14 protein-coding genes are annotated in these 17,495 nt (G+C 65.0%); 10 read left to right on the forward strand and 4 right to left on the reverse strand.

Annotated elements, in window-relative coordinates:
- A complete protein-coding gene (locus AC0L2H_RS17685) occupies nt 1–1,371 on the forward strand; it encodes a dihydrolipoamide acetyltransferase family protein (RefSeq protein ID WP_473591401.1) in 1,371 nt (456 codons plus the stop codon).
- A 345-nt stretch (nt 1,372–1,716) separates the two neighbouring features.
- On the forward strand, nt 1,717–3,129 hold the full coding sequence (gene lpdA / locus AC0L2H_RS17690) for a dihydrolipoyl dehydrogenase (protein ID WP_473591402.1): 1,413 nt from the start codon (nt 1,717–1,719) through the stop codon (nt 3,127–3,129).
- Nucleotides 3,130–3,313: 184 nt separating this feature from the next.
- Here lpdA and AC0L2H_RS17695 read toward each other — a convergent pair whose 3' ends face one another.
- Nucleotides 3,314–4,417: a saccharopine dehydrogenase family protein gene (locus tag AC0L2H_RS17695; RefSeq protein WP_473591403.1), complete on the reverse strand. Its 1,104-nt coding sequence runs from the start codon at nt 4,415–4,417 to the stop codon at nt 3,314–3,316.
- Nucleotides 4,418–4,574: 157 nt separating this feature from the next.
- Between AC0L2H_RS17695 and AC0L2H_RS17700 the strand changes: the two genes are divergently transcribed.
- On the forward strand, nt 4,575–5,003 hold the full coding sequence (locus AC0L2H_RS17700; RefSeq protein WP_473591404.1) for an Lrp/AsnC family transcriptional regulator: 429 nt from the start codon (nt 4,575–4,577) through the stop codon (nt 5,001–5,003).
- Nucleotides 5,004–5,399: 396 nt separating this feature from the next.
- On the opposite strand, the gene AC0L2H_RS17705 is transcribed toward AC0L2H_RS17700, so the two are convergent.
- Nucleotides 5,400–6,158 carry an SDR family NAD(P)-dependent oxidoreductase gene (locus AC0L2H_RS17705; RefSeq protein WP_473591405.1) on the reverse strand — a complete coding sequence of 253 codons (759 nt, stop codon included), beginning with the start codon at nt 6,156–6,158 and terminating at the stop codon, nt 5,400–5,402.
- Nucleotides 6,159–6,399: 241 nt separating this feature from the next.
- Between AC0L2H_RS17705 and AC0L2H_RS17710 the strand changes: the two genes are divergently transcribed.
- The 3 genes from AC0L2H_RS17710 to AC0L2H_RS17720 are packed head-to-tail and all read left to right on the forward strand — an operon-like array spanning nt 6,400 to nt 9,598.
- The gene (locus AC0L2H_RS17710) at nt 6,400–6,783 is read left to right on the forward strand and encodes a RidA family protein (RefSeq protein ID WP_473591615.1); all 384 of its coding nucleotides are present in this window, start codon (nt 6,400–6,402) and stop codon (nt 6,781–6,783) included.
- A gap of 49 nt (nt 6,784–6,832) precedes the next feature.
- Entirely contained in the window at nt 6,833–8,326 is a 1,494-nt protein-coding gene (locus tag AC0L2H_RS17715) for a M81 family metallopeptidase (protein WP_473591406.1), read from the forward strand.
- 36 nt (nt 8,327–8,362) lie between these two features.
- Nucleotides 8,363–9,598: an amidohydrolase/deacetylase family metallohydrolase gene (locus AC0L2H_RS17720; RefSeq protein ID WP_473591407.1), complete on the forward strand. Its 1,236-nt coding sequence runs from the start codon at nt 8,363–8,365 to the stop codon at nt 9,596–9,598.
- A 286-nt stretch (nt 9,599–9,884) separates the two neighbouring features.
- Here the strand turns inward: AC0L2H_RS17720 and AC0L2H_RS17725 are convergent, their stop codons facing one another.
- Both AC0L2H_RS17725 and AC0L2H_RS17730 read right to left on the reverse strand, forming a co-directional pair.
- On the reverse strand, nt 9,885–11,675 hold the full coding sequence (locus tag AC0L2H_RS17725) for an NAD(P)-binding domain-containing protein (RefSeq protein WP_473591408.1): 1,791 nt from the start codon (nt 11,673–11,675) through the stop codon (nt 9,885–9,887).
- 207 nt (nt 11,676–11,882) lie between these two features.
- Entirely contained in the window at nt 11,883–12,833 is a 951-nt protein-coding gene (locus AC0L2H_RS17730; protein WP_473591409.1) for a MurR/RpiR family transcriptional regulator, read from the reverse strand.
- 302 nt (nt 12,834–13,135) lie between these two features.
- On the opposite strand from AC0L2H_RS17730, the gene AC0L2H_RS17735 reads away from it, so the two are divergent.
- The 4 genes from AC0L2H_RS17735 (at nt 13,136) to AC0L2H_RS17750 (ending at nt 17,461) form a co-directional block, all read left to right on the forward strand.
- Nucleotides 13,136–13,963 carry an ABC transporter ATP-binding protein gene (locus AC0L2H_RS17735; protein WP_473591410.1) on the forward strand — a complete coding sequence of 276 codons (828 nt, stop codon included), beginning with the start codon at nt 13,136–13,138 and terminating at the stop codon, nt 13,961–13,963.
- Nucleotides 13,960–14,820 (forward strand): ABC transporter permease, encoded by an 861-nt coding sequence (locus AC0L2H_RS17740; RefSeq protein ID WP_473591411.1) that lies wholly within the window; start codon nt 13,960–13,962, stop codon nt 14,818–14,820. The genes AC0L2H_RS17735 and AC0L2H_RS17740 overlap by 4 nt, the downstream gene beginning before the upstream one ends.
- A 72-nt stretch (nt 14,821–14,892) precedes the next feature.
- Entirely contained in the window at nt 14,893–16,059 is a 1,167-nt protein-coding gene (locus tag AC0L2H_RS17745) for an ABC transporter substrate-binding protein (RefSeq protein ID WP_473591412.1), read from the forward strand.
- Nucleotides 16,060–16,369: 310 nt separating this feature from the next.
- Nucleotides 16,370–17,461 carry a Gfo/Idh/MocA family protein gene (locus AC0L2H_RS17750; RefSeq protein ID WP_473591413.1) on the forward strand — a complete coding sequence of 364 codons (1,092 nt, stop codon included), beginning with the start codon at nt 16,370–16,372 and terminating at the stop codon, nt 17,459–17,461.
- Nucleotides 17,462–17,495 lie beyond the last annotated feature (34 nt).

Consider the following 17,495-nt stretch of genomic DNA (forward strand, 5'->3'; position numbering starts at 1 on the left):
GTGGGCGAGCATGTCATCAAGCTGCCGGATGTCGGCGAAGGCGTCGCCGAGGCGGAACTGGTCGAATGGCACGTCAAGGTCGGCGATCTCGTGCGCGAGGACGCGGTGCTGGCCGCTGTCATGACCGACAAGGCGACCGTCGAGATTCCCTCGCCGGTCGATGGCGAGATCCTGTGGCTCGGCGCGGAGATCGGCGACACGGTGGCGATCGGCTCGCCGATCGTGCGGCTGAAAGTGGCGGGCGAGGGCAATGTCAGCGCGGGCGAGACGGCTTCTGACCAAACCCGGCGCCGTACCCCCACCCCTAGCCCCTCCCCACAAGGGGGAGGGGGACGCGCTTCGGCTGCCGAAGCCGAGACCAAACCAGCCTCGCCTTCGGTCGCAAGAGCCTCGGCGCGCGGAAGTGAGCCGGCGTCAGAATCCCCCTCCCCCTTGTGGGGAGGGGTTAGGGGTGGGGGTACGGCGCCGACCTCCGGCGCGCCGCGTCCCGAAGGCGAAAAGCCGCTGGCCTCGCCCGCCATCCGGCTGCGAGCCAAGGAGGCCGGCATCGATCTCAGGCAGGTCGCGGGCAGCGGCCCGGCAGGCCGCATAAGCCACGAGGATATCGACGCCTTCCTGGCGCGGGGACCGCAGGTCGCCAGGACATCCGGGCTTGCCCGCAACGACGGCGTCGAGGACATCAAGGTGATCGGGTTGAGGCGCAAGATCGCCGAGAAGATGGCGCTCGCCAAATCGCGCATTGCGCACATCACCTATGTCGAGGAGATCGACGTCACCGCGCTGGAGGAACTGCGCGCCGCGCTCAACAAGGAGAAACGGCCGGCCGGTGCGGAAAGGCCGAAGCTGACGCTGCTGCCGTTCCTGATGCGGGCCATGGTCAAGGCGATCGCCGACCAGCCCCAGCTCAACGCGCTGTTCGACGACGAGGCCGGCATCATCCACCAGCATGGCGGCGTCCATATCGGCATTGCCGCGCAGACGCCGTCGGGACTGGTCGTACCGGTGGTCAGGCATGCCGAGGCGCGCGACATCTGGGATTGCGCCGCCGAGCTCAACCGGCTGGCCGAGGCGGCAAAGTCAGGTACGGCGACGCGCGACGAGCTGTCGGGATCGACCATCACCATCACCTCGCTCGGCGCCATGGGCGGCGTGGCGACGACGCCGGTCATCAACCATCCGGAAGTGGCGATCGTCGGCGTCAACAAGATGATGGTGCGGCCGGTGTGGGACGGTGCGCAGTTCATGCCGCGCAAGATGATGAACCTGTCCTCGAGCTTCGACCACCGCGTGATCGACGGCTGGGACGCCGCGGTGTTCATCCAGCGCATCAAGACGCTGCTGGAGACGCCGGCGCTGATTTTCGTGGATTAGGGCTGTGGTTGGAGGAGTTGGCTCTTTGGCTGAACGTAGCGCATGGTCACCGCCGGCCGGCTTCCGGCTGCCAGCCTACAACGCCTGCGATTGGCCGCACGCCTCCACGCCTTCGTCATCCTCGGGCTTGACCCGAGGATCCATGCCGTGCCCGCTGTCGAAGGGCGCGGCACTGCAGAATTCCGCACTGATGCGGCTCTCGGATGTCACGGCATGGATCCCAGGGTCTACGCGACGTCGCTTCGCTCCTGCTTCGCCCTGGGATGACGAAGGGAGGGGTGTCTCGGCTAACCTCCAAGGTTCCGGGTTTGCCATAACCGGTGCGATGACGAACCAGGTGACCCCATGAAAGAAATCTCCTGCAAGCTGCTCGTCATCGGCGCCGGGCCCGGCGGCTATGTCTGCGCCATCCGCGCCGGCCAGCTCGGCATCGACACGGTCATCGTCGAAGCGGGCAGGCCGGGCGGCACCTGCCTCAATGTCGGCTGCATCCCGTCCAAGGCGCTGATCCATGCGGCGGAGGAGTTCGAGAAGGTATCGCATATGGCCGGCGGCAAGGGGCCGCTCGGCATTTCGGTCGCGCCGCCTTCCCTCGATCTGGCCAAAACGGTGGCCTGGAAGGACAATATCGTTAGCCGGCTGACCAACGGCGTCGCCGGACTGCTCAAGAAAGCCAAGGTCAAGACCGTACAGGGCTGGGCGACGTTCCGCGACGGCAAGACCGTCGAGGTCGAGACCGAGACCGGAACGCAGGTGATCCGAGCCGAGACGGTCGTGATCGCGACCGGTTCGGCTCCGGTCGAACTGCCGTTCCTACCCTTCGGCGGGCCGGTGATCTCATCCACGGAAGCGCTGGCGCTGAGCGAAGTGCCCAGAAGGCTCGCGGTCGTCGGTGGCGGCTATATCGGGCTGGAGCTGGGCATTGCCTTCGCCAAGCTCGGCGCCGCGGTGACCGTGGTCGAGGCCTTGCCGCGCGTGCTCGCCCAATATGATGCGGAGCTGACCCGGCCGGTAGTAAAGCGGCTGGCCGAACTCGGCATCGAGGTGATCACAGGCGCGAAAGCCAAGGGCCTCTCCAGTAAAGGCGATGCGCTGCTGGTCGAGACGTCTGACGGCAAGACGGCTAAGATTGCCGTCGACAAGATCCTGGTCACGGTCGGGCGCAAGCCGCTGACCGAAGGGTTTGGGCTCGAGCAGATCGATCTCGACATGGCGGGCAAAGATGGGTCAGGCAGATTCATCCGCATCGACGACCAGTGCCGCACCTCGATGCGCGGCGTCTTCGCCATTGGCGACGTCACCGGCGAGCCGATGCTGGCGCACCGGGCGATGGCGCAAGGCGAAATGGTCGCCGAGATCGTCGCCGGTCACAAAAGAAGCTGGGACAAGCGCTCGATCCCGGCGATCTGCTTCACCGATCCCGAACTGGTCACGGTGGGCCTGTCGCCGGAGGAGGCGAAGGCGCTGGTCGGCGAGATCAAGATCGGCCAGTTCCCCTTTGCCGCCAATGGCCGGGCGATGACGAAGCTGGGCGAGGAAGGATTTGTCCGGGTCGTTGCGCGTGCGGACAACCATCTGGTGCTCGGTATCCAGGCGGTCGGACAAGGTGTCTCGGAGCTGTCGGCGGCGTTTGGTTTGGCGCTGGAAATGGGCGCACGGCTGGAGGATATCGCCGGCACCGTCCATGCCCATCCGACGCAGGGCGAGGGTTTCCAGGAAGCGGCGCTGAAGGCGCTGGGACACGCGCTGCATATTTGAGGGGGCGTGATCTCCCCCCTTGAGGGGGAGATGCCAAGTGGTGGCAAAGAGGGCAGGCCAGAGGGGGTTGGTTCGACTGGATGCGACCCTCCCTCGCGGCAGATGGAGGTTGGCGCTCTACGCGAGGCGACCCCCTCTGTCGCCTTCGGCGACGTCTCCCCCTCGAGGGGGGAGATTACGCAGCTCACCCCGCCAGCCGGCTTACCATCTCGTGCTGCGCGTAGGCGTGGCCAAAACGGTTGGCGAGGAAGGCGTCGAGGGCGATGTCTTCCTGCCTGATGAAGCCCTTGGCCGGCAGGCTGCCGTCGGCCAGCATGTCGAGCACGGCGCAGATGGCGGAGGCCGTGGTGATCTGGATGGCGCTGCGCACGGTCTCGCCGATGCGCTTCGAATAGATCTTGTTGGCGTAGGTCTCCTGCAGCAGGCGGCCGTTCTTGCGGCCGCTGACGGTGACGAAGACGATGACCACATCCTGCAGCGTCGCCGGCAGGGCGCTTTCGAAAATGTCCTTCAGCACGTCGCGGCGGTGGCGCAGGCCGAGGTCGTTGAGCAACGCCTTCATGATCGCGGCGTGGCCGGGGTAGCGGATGGTGCGGTAGTTCAGCGTGCGCACCTTGCCCTTCAGCGTTTCGGCCAGCGTGCCGAGGCCGCCCGAGGTGTTGAACGCCTCGTAAGTGACGCCGTCGAGCGAAAACTCCTCGCGCTCCTCCAGCGGCGGCACCTCGACCAGCTCGCCTTCGACGATCGCCTCGCAAGGCTCGCAATATTCGTTGATGACGCCGTCGGTGCTCCAGGTCAGATTGTAGTTCAGCGCGTTCGACGGGTATTGCGGCAGCGCGCCGACCCGCATGCGCACGCTCTCCAGCGTGTCGAAGCGGCTGGCGAGGTCGTTGGCGACGATCGAGATGAAGCCCGGCGCCAGCCCGCATTGCGGGATGAAGGCGCTTTTGGCGGAACGGGCCAATTCCCTGACGCGTCTGGTGGCGGCGACATCCTCGGTCAGGTCGAGATAGTGCACGCCGGCGGTGGCGGCCGCTTCGGCGATGCGCGTGGTCAGATGGAAGGGGGCGGCGCTCAGCACCGCGAAACGGCCGGCGAGCGCTGCTTCGAGGGCGCCCGCTTGCGCAATGTCGAGTTCCAGGGTCGCAATCGTAGCCGGAAGGTCGGTCGCGCCAAGCTGCGCCACCGAACGGTCGACGAGGGTGACATGATAGTCGCCTGTATCGGCCAGCATTGCGGCGATGGTCGAGCCGATCTTGCCGGCCCCGACGACTACGATTTTCTTCATGACGGCTTCCCTCGCCTAAATTGGTTGAGGGCTCAGGATCGCAGCTTGCCTGTCGAAAGGAAGCGTGGAACTGTTCGAAACGAAGTCCCCCGTTTGATCGATATGCCGACATCGATCGTCGAAATGCCGAGTGAAGCTGAATGCCGAGTGAAGCTGAATGCTGAGTGAAGCTGACCAGGCCCTGATTTCCCTGCTGCGCGACAATGCGCGTGCCTCAACGGCGGAGCTGGCGCGGCGGCTCGGCGTGTCGCGCACCACCGTGCAGAGCCGGATCGAGCGGCTGGAGCAGCGCGGCATCATCGCCGGCTACGGGATTAGGCTTTCGCCCGACCATGAACGCGGCCTGGTGCGGGCGCATGTGCTGCTGACAGTCACGCCCAAGCTCGCCGACAAGGTGGTGCGCGCGTTGCAGGCGCTGCCGCCGGTCAGGACGCTGCATTCGGTGAGCGGCAGTTTCGACATGATCGTCATCGTCGACGCGCCGTCGATCAGGGATCTCGATACGCTGCTCGACGAGATCGGCGCGATGGACGGGGTCGAGCGGACATCGTCGTCGATTATTCTGTCGACGCGGATCGACCGCTGAGGGGGCTGCGTCGCCATTCTCCAGCGCTGGTGATTAGCCGCCGACCACCATGCCTTCGTCATCCTAGGGCGGAGCGAACGCGAAGCGGAGCGAAGACCCTAGGATCCATGCCGTGACATAAGCCGAAGAATGCATCGGTTCGGAATGGCGCTCGATCCTGGCGCAAAGAGTACTAGGCTCCGGGCCGTCGGAGAATTGCCGCCAGGTAACGGCATGGATCCTAGGGTCTGCGCCGCGTCGCTACGCTCCTTGCTTCGCCCTAGGATGACGAAGAGAGGGAGGTTTTCGGGTAGTCTCACAAGGCTACGACTGCCCCAAGGAACTGTCGGCGTTCGCTGGCCTCGGCCGAGGATCAGCTCTACCGCGCGGCGTTCTTCAGCCAGTCGTCGACGCCTGCTAGCCGCCGATCTGGTCGAGAAACGGCAGATTGCCGGCCATCAGTCCGGCGTCGACATTGAGCGTGGTGCCGGTGATGCCATTGGCAAAGGGCGACGCCAGGAAAACCGCGGCGCGGGCGACCTCGACCGGTTCCACCAGCCGGCCGAGCGGATAGAGCTTGCCGACGGCGGCGAGGATCTCCGGCTTCTGCGCCAGGCGATGTTCCCAGGCGCCGGTGCGGATCGAGCCGGGAATGACGGCGTTGGCGCGGATGCCGTTGCGGCCTTCCTCGGTGGCGATGGCGCGCATCCAGGCGTTCAGCGCCGCCTTGGCCGCGGCATAGGCCGGGTTGCCGAAATGCGCCTGCGCGTTGACCGAGGAGATAAAGACGAAAGCCGCGCCCTGCTTCTGGTTGCGCATGACGGGCAGCAGCGCCTGCGACAGGAGTGCTGCGCTGCGGAAATTCAGGTCCATCTCATGATCGAGCGCGGCAAGCGAGACGTCGGCCAGTGTTTCCGCCCGCGTCCAGCCGGCGTTCGAGATGATTGCGGCCGGCGCATTGCCCTTGCCAATGCGGCCGGCAAACGATGCGACAGCCTGGTCATCGAGCAGGTCGAAATGATGCGCCTCGGCAATTGCCGTCGCGGTCAGGTCTGTGCCCTTGCGATCGCAGGCGATCACCCTTGCCCCGCAGGCCGACAGGACCGTGACCAGGGCGCTGCCGACGCCGCCGGCGGCGCCGGTAACGACCACGCCGCGGCCACCGAAGTCGATCATATGGCTCCTCGCTTGTCTCTCACTCGATCCTCCCCTGCCGAATCGCTTGACGCAACCGCCTGGTGAAGTGCCTGGTGCAACGGTTGGCCTGCAGGATGCTGACGCCACTGTAATAAAGCAACATAAATTCCAAAGAATGTTGCTTTCCTACAAAGCCTGTTTGAGAATCGTCTGGACAGGCGTAAACCGTCGCCGGGGAAACCGGCAAATGGCGCTATTGCAAGATCGCGCCGTGCCGCGCATGAACAGGAGGCTTTTCTTGCCCAAGCAATGTTTTGGAACATCCCATGTGCCGCTGTCGCCGGCGGTGCGGGCTGGCGACTTCGTCTATGTCTCCGGACAGGTGCCGGTCGGCGGCGACGGTGTGGTGGTCAAGGGCGGTATCGTCGAGCAGACCGAGCAGGTGCTTTCGAATGTGAAGGCAGCGCTGGCGCTGGCCGGCTGCACCATGGACGACGTGGTCAAGACGACGGTCTGGCTTGAGGACGCGCGCGATTTCGGCGCCTTCAATGCCGTCTATGCCAGGCATTTTCCAAAGGATCCGCCGGCCCGCACCACGGTGGAGTCGCGGCTGATGATCGACATCAAGATCGAGGTGGAAGCCGTCGCCTACCGGCCGCTCTGAGCGGCGCCGGCAACGACAGCCGACAGGGACAGAAACGGGAACAGCCGCCATGCGTGTCTTCACGGCCTCGCTCGCCACCGAAACCAACACCTTCTCGCCGGTCTCGACCGACCGCTCGTCCTTCGAGATGGCGTTCTACGCATCGCCGGGAAAGCATCCGGAGACGCCGACGCTGTGCTCCGCGCCGATCCCCGTCCTGCGCCGGCGGGCCAGGGACGAAGGCTTCACCCTGATCGAAGGCACCGCGACCTGGGCCGAACCCGGCGGCTATGTCCGGCTCGACGTCTATGAGGCGCTGCGCGACGAGATCCTCGATCAGTTGCGAGCGGCGATGCCGGTGGATTGCGTCGTTCTTGGCCTGCATGGCGCGATGATCGCGCGCGGGCTGGACGATTGCGAAGGCGACCTGCTGGCCCGGGTGCGCGAGATCGTCGGCCCCAAGGTGATCATCGCCGCCGAACTCGATCCGCATAGCCATCTGACAAAGAAGCGCGTGGCGGCGGCCGACATACTGGCGGCGTTCCTCGAATTTCCGCACACCGATTTCGTCGAGCGCGCCGAGCATGTCGTCGAGCTGGCGCTGGCAGCAGCGCGCGGCAGGATCCGGCCGGTCATCTCGGCCTTCGACTGCCGGATGATCGACGTGTTCCCGACCAGCCGCGAGCCGATGCGCTCCTTCGTCGACCGGATCAAGGCGCTGCAGGGCAAGCACGGCATCCTGTCGGTATCGCTGATCCACGGGTTTCTCGCCGGTGACACCGCCGAGACCGGGACGCAGCTCCTGGTGGTCAGCGACAATGACCGCACCGCCGGCGATGCGCTGGCCGAGCGGCTCGGACGGGAGGTTTTCGCCATGCGCGGCTCGACGGCGATGCACAGCGTGACAACAGGCGAGGCAATCGAGCGGGTCAGGACAGGCGGCCACGGCGACAGGCCGTTCGTGCTCGCCGACATGTGGGACAATCCCGGCGGCGGCACCGCCGGCGACAACACCGTGCTGCTGCATGCGCTGGTCGACAGCGGCATCAAAAGTGCCGGCGTGGCCACGATCTGGGATCCGCAGGCCGTGGCGCGGGCGCAAGGCGCCGGCGAAGGCACGGTGCTCGACATCCGCATCGGCGGCAAGACGAGCGTTGCCAGCGGCATGCCCTTCGACGGCACGTTCGAGGTCCGCCGCCTGGCGCCCGACGCCTGGCAGTCGTTCGGGTCGAGCCTGGTGCCGCTCGGCCCCTCGGCGGTGCTGCGCCTGGCGGGCACCGAGATCGACATCGTCATCAACACCAACCGCACGCAGACCTTCGAGCCCGACATCTTCTCCAATCTCGGCATCGACCCGCTGAGCAAGCAGGTGCTGCTCATCAAATCGACCAACCATTTCCACGCCGGTTTCGTGCCGGTCGCGCGTGAAATCATCTATGTCGCGGTCGAGGGCTGCTATCCCAACAACCCCGTCACCACGCCCTACCGCAAGCTCAAGCGCCCGATCTGGCCGATCGTGGCAGACCCTTTTGGGACCGACAGCTCTGGCGAGGCCGCGGCCTGAAGCCGGCTTTGTTTCTCAACCGGAGGCTAGGCATCGATGCAATTTGACCTCCTGCTGAAGGGCGGCCGCCTGATCGACCCGGCGTCCGGTCTCGACGCGCCGCGCGATCTCGCCATCGCCAATGGCCGCATCGCCGCGATCGAGGCCGATATCCCGTTCGAACGCGCCGCGCGCGTCATCGACGCCAGCGGCTCCATCGTCGCGCCCGGCCTCATCGACCTGCACAGCCATGTCTATTGGGGCGGCACCTCGCTCGGCGTCGATGCCGACCGTCTTGCCGCAAGGAGCGGCACCACCACCTTCATCGATGCGGGAAGTGCGGGCGCCGGCAATATCCTCGGCTTTCGCCGCCATGTCATCGAGCGCTCGAAAGTCCGCATCCTGGCCTATGTCAACATTTCCTTTGCCGGCATCTTCGGCTTCTCGCACAGCGTGGCGGTCGGCGAATGCAGTGACCTCCGGCTCTGCGAACCGCGTGAGACGGTGGCGGCGGTGCGCGAGCACGCGGACGTGGTCGTCGGCGTCAAGGTGCGCTCGGGCCGCCATGCCGGCGGCACCAGCGGCATCGCGCCGGTGGATCTGGCGCTGGAGGCAGCCGACCAGGCGGGCCTGCCGCTGATGGCGCATATAGACGAGCCGCCGCCCGGCCGCTCGGAAGTGCTGCCGCGCCTGCGCAAGGGCGATATCCTCACCCACTGCTTCCGGCCGTTTCCCAATGCGCCGGTGTTCGCCTCGGGCGCGGTGCGGCCCGACATGCGGCTGGCGCGCGAGCGCGGCGTCATCTTCGACATCGGCCACGGCATGGGCTCGTTCGACTTCGAGGTCGCCAAGGCGATGCTCAAGGAGGGGCTGGCGCCCGACGTGATCAGCAGCGACGTGCATCTCTACTGCGTCGACGGCCCGGCCTTCGACATCCTGGTCTGCATGTCGAAACTGCTGGCGCTGGGGATGCCGCTGGTGGAGGTCTTGCGCGCGGCGACGCAGCGGCCGGCGGAGGCCATCGCCAGACCCGATCTCGGAACGCTCAAGGTGGGCGGCGTCGCCGACGTCGCGGTGCTGCGCCTGCGCTCGGGCAGCTTCACCTTCGTCGATTCGCTCGGCGCGGCGCTGGTCGCAGAGCAACGGCTGGTCTCGGACGGCATCGTCATCGGCGGCACCTGGTGGCCGAACGAGGCGGCGGATGACCTCGGCGACACCGAGCGCTTCAGGGCGCATGCCCAGCATACGCATGTCGAGGTTGCCGCGAGGCACTTTGGGCGCAGCCACGATTGAGGCTGTGCCTGTGCGGGCTCAGCGTCTGTGCAGGCACCACGCGACTTCGTCATCCACGGGCGGAGCGACGCGAAGCGGTGCGCAGACCCGAGGATCCATGCCGTGACTTTTGCCGAAGAATGCAACGGAACAGGATAGTCGTTCGATGAGTCCCTTTACCGCCGTTGGTGCATGGAACCTTGCTTCAGGATCGCTTTCGCGTGTCATGAATGGCACGGCATGGATCCTCGGATCTGCGCTGCGTCGCTGCGCTCCTTGCTTCGCCCGAGGATGACGAAGGCACAGGTTAGCAGCCCGAATTACTGGGCACCCCATAAACCCGCGTTGCAATCCCCTCCATCCTCGCCTTGATCTGCAGCGCCACATATTTCGAATAGAAGCGCGACAGCGCCAGATTGCCGCCGTGGAACCATAGCGCTTCCTGTGCCGTCGGCTTCCACATGTTGCGCAGCTCGCCTTGCCACGGGCCGGGGTCGCCCCTGACGCCCGAGCCGAGGCCCCAGCATGGGCCGACCTTGTCGGCGACCTCGCGCGAGACGATCTGCGCCACGGTCTCGTTCATCGACTGGTAGCCGGTGCAGGCGACGATGGCGTCGACCGCGAGTTCAGTGCCGTCGTCGAAAAGGATGCCGGTCGACGTCAGCGCCTTGATGCCGACGCCGCTGCGCAGGCCGATCTGGCCGTCGATGATCAGGTCCGACGCTCCGACATCGATGTAGTAGCCCGAACCGGTGCGGTAGGCCTTCATCAGAAGGCCGGTTTCGTCGTCGCCGAAATCGAGGGCGAAGCCGGAAGCGCGCAGACGATCATAGAAGGCCGCGTCGCGCTCCCTGATGATATCGTAGAGCGCCCGCTGGCCCTGCGGCACCAGCGCGAACGGCGTCGAGGCGACGATCATGTCGGCCTTCTCGGTGGTGATGCCGCGCTCCAGCGCCTTTTCCGAGAAGATCTCGAAGCCGACTTCCATCAGCGTGTCGGACTTGACCACCGTGGTCGGCGAGCGCTGGATCATGGTCACTTCGGCGCCGCTTTCCCAGAGATCGACGCAGACATCATGTCCCGAGCTTGCCGCGCCGATGACGGCAACCTTCTTGCCGCGGAATTTCTCGCCGCTGGAATATTGGCTCGAATGCAGCAGCTCGCCCTGGAATTGATCGGCGCCAGGCAGGTCGATGCGCCGTGGCGGGCCATAGGCGCCGGTGGCGAAGACGATGTGCTTCGGCTTCAGTGTGATGCGCTGGCCGGCGCGATCGACGACGACCGTCCAGACCTTCTCTGCCTCGTCATAGCTGGCGCTGACGCACTTTGTGGCGACCCAGTAATTGAGTTCCATGACGCGCGTGTACATTTCCAGCCAGTCGCCCATCTTGTCCTTGGGCGTGAATACCGGCCAATTCTCAGGAAATGGAATGTAGGGCAGATGGTCGTACCAGACCGGGTCGTGCAGCACGAGGGTGCGGTAGCGGTTGCGCCAGGAATCGCCGGGCCGCGCATTCTTCTCGATGACGATGGTCGGCACGCCGAGTTGCCGGAGTCGCGCGCCCAGCATGATGCCGCCCTGGCCGCCGCCGATGACCAGGCAATAGGGCTGCTCGGAAGCGCCGAGGTCGCGCATCTCGCGCGCCCTTGCCTCCGCCCAGGTCTCGCGGTCCGGATCGGCCTTGTGGCGGACACCGAGCGGCCGCGCCGGGCCCTTGCGCTCCTCGAAACCCTTGAGGTCGGTCATCGCGGTGAACAGCGTGCGGCAGCGTCCGTCGTTGAGGCGCATGATGCCCTGGCCCCAGGCCGACGCCGTCTCGAAGGTGAACCAGGCCTCTATCGTGCCTTCGTCGGCGCTGGCCTCGCCGTTGAGCTGCCATCCGGTCGGCCTTGCCGTTGTCAGCGTGGCTTCCAGCATCTCGCTTATCGCGGCGCGGCCTTCCATGGTCTTGATGTTCCAGGTGAAGGTCAGGAGGTCGCGCCAGTAGCAGTCGTCGGCGAACAGATTGGTCACGGCATTGACGTCGCCGGTCTCCAGCGCCTGGGCAAAGGAGGAAAGCCAGCTGGCGGCCTGTTTCGATGGTGCGATCTCGAGCATTCTTCCTCTTCCTGCAATACACCCAATTCATACTGGGGCCGTCAATTGTCAAACTCGGCGCCGCCCCTCATCCGCCTGCCGGCACCTTCTCCCCGTATAGTGACGGGGAGAAGGGGGCTGGCCGCAACGCTGGCGACCCCCTCTCCCCGTTCTTCACGGGGAGAGGGTAAGGGGTGAGGGGTAGCGCAAGTGCCCCGCAAACTGGCCTCAATCCCCCAGCGGTTCCATTTCCTTGCCTGTCCTGTGGATCTGGGCGTTGTATTTGATGCGGCGGACCGTTTCGCGGGCCGAGCCGTCGAGCTTGTAGGCGCAAGCCACCGCCATCAGATCGATCGCCGCCAGGAAGGCGAAGCGCGAGGCCGTCGGCTTCAGCGTGTCGGGATATTCGGGCACCGCCACCGTCAGCCGGACGTCGCAGGCGCGGGCGAGGTCGGTGTCGGGCGCGGTCACGCCGATCGCGTTGGCGCGGTAGTGCTTGGCGAGTTCGACGGCCTCGATCACCTCCCGCGTTCGTCCTGTCGCCGAAATGGCGATCACCAGATCGCCGGGCTTCAACGTCGAGGCGGTCATGCGCATCAGATAGGGGTCGCATTGGGCGCTGACGGTGATGCCATAGCGGAACAGCCGGTACTGGGTTTCCTGCGCCAGCGCCGACGAGGAGCCGCCGAGGCCGAACACGGTGACCTGGCGCGCCTTGGCGATGAGCTCGGCCGCCTTGACCAGCTGCGCCGGATCGAGCTGCCGCTCGGCCTCCTGCAGCGCCTGGCGCGCCTCGCCGAACACGGCGTTCCAGAACGGCATGCCATTGTCGGCGCTCGCCGGCGCAGGCTTGCTCAGATAGAGCGCGCCGACGACGAGGCTCTGCGCCAGCTTCAGCTTGAAGTCGCGCACGCCGTCACAGCCGATGGCGCGGCAAAAGCGCGTCACCGTCGGTTCGCTGACGCCGGCGCGCTGGGCAAGTGCGGCGTTGGAAGCATCGACCGCGTATCGGACGTCGTCGAGCACGACATCGGCGACGCGCCGCTCCGCCGGTCGCAGCTCGGCGTAAGAATCCTTGATCAGCGAGATGATGTCGGGGATGCGCCTGACATGGTCGTGTTCATCGGCCGCGCGCCCATCGGCATTGTCGTTTGAGGTCCGCCCATCAGCTTTAGTCATTGAGCCTTCCTGCCATTCGTGGAGCTGGAATCTCTACCATGTCTGCATGCCGTCATCACGTCCGCAACGCGGGATGCGAATGCTGCGCTTGCCTGTCCACTGCCGGAGCCGTTTTTCAGGAGTATGTAGGAAAGCAACATTCTTTTCAAGCAATAGAAACATAATAAAAACAACATAATACGAGACGCATGCGCAAACTGCCGGGTTACATCCCGGCTCTCCGCTTGACAGCAAAGTAGGATAGTTACAGACTGATTTCGCGCGATGACCGAGGGGCTGATCGCGCAATCTCCGAGGGGCGCATGAACGCGGGCAGTGCAACCACCCCGAAGCTTGGCGTGCAGGCCGCGACCAAGGTCTATCACACGGCTTCCGGCGACCTTCTGGCGCTGGACCGCTGCAGCCTCGACGTCCACGCCAATGAGATCGTCTCGATCGTCGGCCCTTCCGGCTGCGGCAAGACCACGCTTTTGTGGTCGATGTCCGGGCTGCACCGGCTGACCAGCGGCGGGGTGCGGCTCGACGGCAAGGAGATCACCGGTCCGCATCCCGATATCGGCATCGTCTTCCAGGAGGCAAATCTCCTGCCTTGGCGCAATCTCGACGCCAACATCCATTTTCCCTTCGAGATCAAGGGCGAGAAGCCGGACCGCGCCTGGATCGCGCATCTCATCAACCGTGTCGGGCTCGACGGTTTCGGCGGCAAGTTTCCGCGCGAGCTGTCCGGCGGCATGCAGCAGCGCGCGGCGATCGTGCGGGCGTTGGCACTGAAACCGTCCGTGCTGCTGATGGACGAGCCGTTCGGCGCGCTCGACAGCTTTACCCGCGAGGAGATGAACCGGCTCGTCGAGGAGATCTGGCTCGACACCAAGACCACCATCGTCTTCATCACCCACAGCATCGAGGAAGCGATATTCCTGTCCGACCGGGTGGTGGTGCTGAGCGCGCGGCCGGGCCGCGTCGCCAAGGAGTATCGCGTGCCGTTCGCGCGCCCGCGCTCGCTGGAGATCATGGCGACCAAGGAAGTCTTCGACCTCACCAACAAGATCAAGATGGATATTGTCGGGGAGCGCTCCCGGCCGAAGGCGCCGGACCGGCCCACCGCCGAAATCGTGAGGATCAGGCCGTGAGCGGAGGCGACGCCATCCCGGAATTTTCGAAGGCCAAGGCGGGCGCCAAGGCCGGCGATGGGCATGATGTCAGCCTGACCAATTTGTCGGCCTTTGCCAGCGGTCCCGGCATCAAGTCGGGCAAGGAGGTGGCGGCCATCCTCGCTGTCGCCGTGATCATCATCGGCGGCATCGAACTGGCGCTGCGCCTGTTCCAGGTGCCGCTCTACATCATGCCGCCGCCGAGCTCGATCGCCTACGCGTTGTTCGACGAATTCCCGCTGATCGCGCCGCATCTCGGCTACACGCTGGTCGAGCTGATATCCGGCTTCACCATCGGCGCGGTCATCGGACTGGTGATGGCGGCGGTGATCACGCAGTTCCCCTTCGCCGAGAAGATCGTCGCGCCCTACATATTGCTGCTGGTCACCACGCCGATGCTGGCGCTGGTGCCGCTTCTGATCCTGCGCTTCGGCTTCGGCTACACGCCGCGCATCATCGCGGTGGCGCTGGCCGCCGGGCCGATGGTGATGATCAACGCGGCGACCGGCTTTCGCCGCGTCGACAACGCCAAGATCGCGCTGGCGCGCTCCTATGGCGCCAGCACCTTGCAGATCTTCTGGAAAATCCGCGCGCCGATGGCGCTGCCGATGATCCTGGTCGGGCTGATGATCGGCGCGATTTTCGGGCTGCTGACCGCGGTCGGCGCCGAAATGGTCGGCGGCGGCTTCGGTCTCGGCAACCGGCTGACCACCTATTCGTCGATGATCCAGATGCCGCAATTCTTCGCGGTGGTGCTGATCCTGTCGACCCTCGGCATCCTGATCTATGTGCTGTTCTTCCTGATCGGCAAGAAATGGGCGAGCTGGGAGGCATGAAACGGAGCAGATGAAGGCGCCCGGGAGGCGGGCGGCAGGGCCAAACAAGCAATCAACAAAAAGGGGAATGCCATGACCAAAGAAAGTTCGATCAGCCTGAGTGCCGGGATCTCCCGCCGCACTTTCCTGCAGGTGACCGGCGCCGGCCTGGTGACGGCGACCGCGCTCGGTGCTTCCGGCCTCAGGGCCAGGGCCGAGGCTTATGGAAAGTTCACCTGGATCTCGCCGCGCGGCACGCTCGAGGTGCTGGACGACTATCCCTATTGGGCGGCCAAGAAAGCCGGCTATTTCGGCGACCTCGACACCGACATGCAGCCGGGACCGTCGGACGGCACGGCGACGGTGAAGTTCGTCGATGTCGGCCAGGCCGATATGGGCTTTCCCTCGCCTGGCGTGTTCTCCTTCGCCATCCAGAACGGCATGAAGCTCAAATCCGTGTTCCACATGGGCGCGCGCGACACGTTCAGCATCGCCTTCCGCAAGGGCGAGGGCACGAACGACCTGAAGACGCTCGAAGGCAAGACCATCCTGCTCGGCTCCGCCGCCTGGCAGTCGATCACCGATCCGCTGCTGGCGGCGCAAGGCGTCGACATCAAGAAAGTGAAATATGTCGAGGCCGGCTGGCCGACCTGGGGCACAGCACTTGCCGGCGGCCAGGGCGATGCCGCCTTGTCATGGGAGGGCTTGCGCGCCGAATGGATCGCCAAGGGCCTCGATTTCGAATATTGGCTCGGCGTGCAGAACTCGAAGCTGCCGGCCAACACATTCGTCGTGCGTACCGCCGATCTCGAGGACCCCGACCGCAAGGCGTTCCTGGAGAAATATCTGCGCGGCTGGGCGATGGGGCTGGAGTTCGGCTACCAGAACCCACGCGCCGCCGTCGAAGCGGTGTTCGAGCAGTTCCCGACTTTGGCCAAGAATCTGGGGCCGGAGCTCGGCACCACCTCGATCCTGCAGCAGATCAACGTCTTCCGCGGCGACATGGACAAGCGCGGCGGCTGGGGCTCGCACGACATGGCGAGCTGGCAGGGTTTCTTCGACGAGATCCACAAGATCGGCCAGATCACCAACCCGGTGAAGGCCGAGGACGTCTGCACCAACGATTTGATCGGCCCGGCCAATGATTTCGACAAGGCCAAGGTCAAGGCCGATGCCGATGGCTACAAGCTGTCGGAAGGCTTTGCCGCGCTCGATGTCGAGAAGATCAAGGCGCATCTGTTCGACTCGGCGGTGAAGTAGCACGCCGGCAAATTCGTGCTGGAGAATTGCCGATGCCGCCCCTCATTGCCCTGCCGGGCATTTCTCCCCGTATAGTGACGGGGAGAAAGACGCTTTCGCAAAGGATTTCGCCAACAATAACTAGCGTTGCAAAAGAAGCGCCAGGGTTGCGGCCGGCCCTCTTCTCCCCGTCCCTATACGGGGAGAAGGTGCCGGCAGGCGGATGAGGGGCAGCGCAAACCTGAAGCGATTGCCCTGGAAAAACGACCAATACGGGCGGCGACCAGGTTGCCTCCCGCAAAATCATTTGAAAAGAGCACGGGAGGTGGCATTGGCCGACAAGGTAAAAGTGCTGGTGGTGGGGCTGGGCAATATGGGCGCATCGCATGCCAGCGCCTATCATCGCTCCGACGGCTTCGAGATCGTCGGCATCATGAGCCGCTCGATCAAGAGCAACAAGAAGATCCCGGCCGAACTCGCCGGCTATCCGCTCTACGAGGATTTCGACCAGGCTCTGGAGGAGACGAAGCCCGATGCCGTCTCCGTCAACAGCTGGCCCAATACGCACGCCGAATACGCGCTGAAGGCGATCGCCGCCAACTGCCATGTGTTCATGGAAAAGCCGCTCGCCACCAATATCGAGGATGCCGAAAAGGTCGTCGCGGCGGCGCGGGCGAAGAACCGCAAGCTGGTGTTGGGTTATATCCTGCGGGTGCATCCCTCCTGGATCAAGTTCATCGAGGTCGGCAAGACGCTCGGCAAACCGCTGGTGATGCGGCTGAACCTCAACCAGCAGAGCAGCGGCAGCGCCTGGCACTGGCACAAGAACCTGATCGATTCGCTGATCCCGATCGTCGATTGCGGCGTGCACTATGTCGACGTCATGTGCCAGCTGACCGGCGCCAAGCCGGTGCGGGTGCATGGCATCGGCGCCAAATTGTGGGCGGAAGCCGACAAGCAGAATTACGGCCATCTGCATGTCACCTTCGATGACGGCTCGGTCGGCTGGTACGAAGCGGGCTGGGGCCCGATGATGAGCGAGACGGCCTATTTCGTGAAGGATGTGGTCGGTCCAAAGGGCGCTGTCTCGATTGTCGCCGGCCAGGCGGCAAGCAGCGCGGCCGAGGCTGCCGAGGTGTCGAACTCCGCCGATATCGACCGCCACACCAAGACCGATGCGCTGAAGATCCATTATGCGCAGGTCGATGGCGACAAGAATTTCAGCAAGCCCGACGAGATCGTCAGCATGGAGGACGAGCCCGGCCACCAGGAGCTTTGCGACCGCGAGCAGGCGTTCTTCCTGCGCGCCATCGCAGAGGATCTCGATCTGACCGAGCAGATGGATGCGGCGGTCAACAGCCTGCGCATAGTGCTCGCCGCCGAGCAGAGCATCGAGTTGGGACGGACTGTCGAGCTGGCGTGAGGCAGGCTTGCCTGCGTCGGGTCGGAACGGCGTG

The organism is Mesorhizobium sp. WSM4871, from assembly GCF_055811295.1.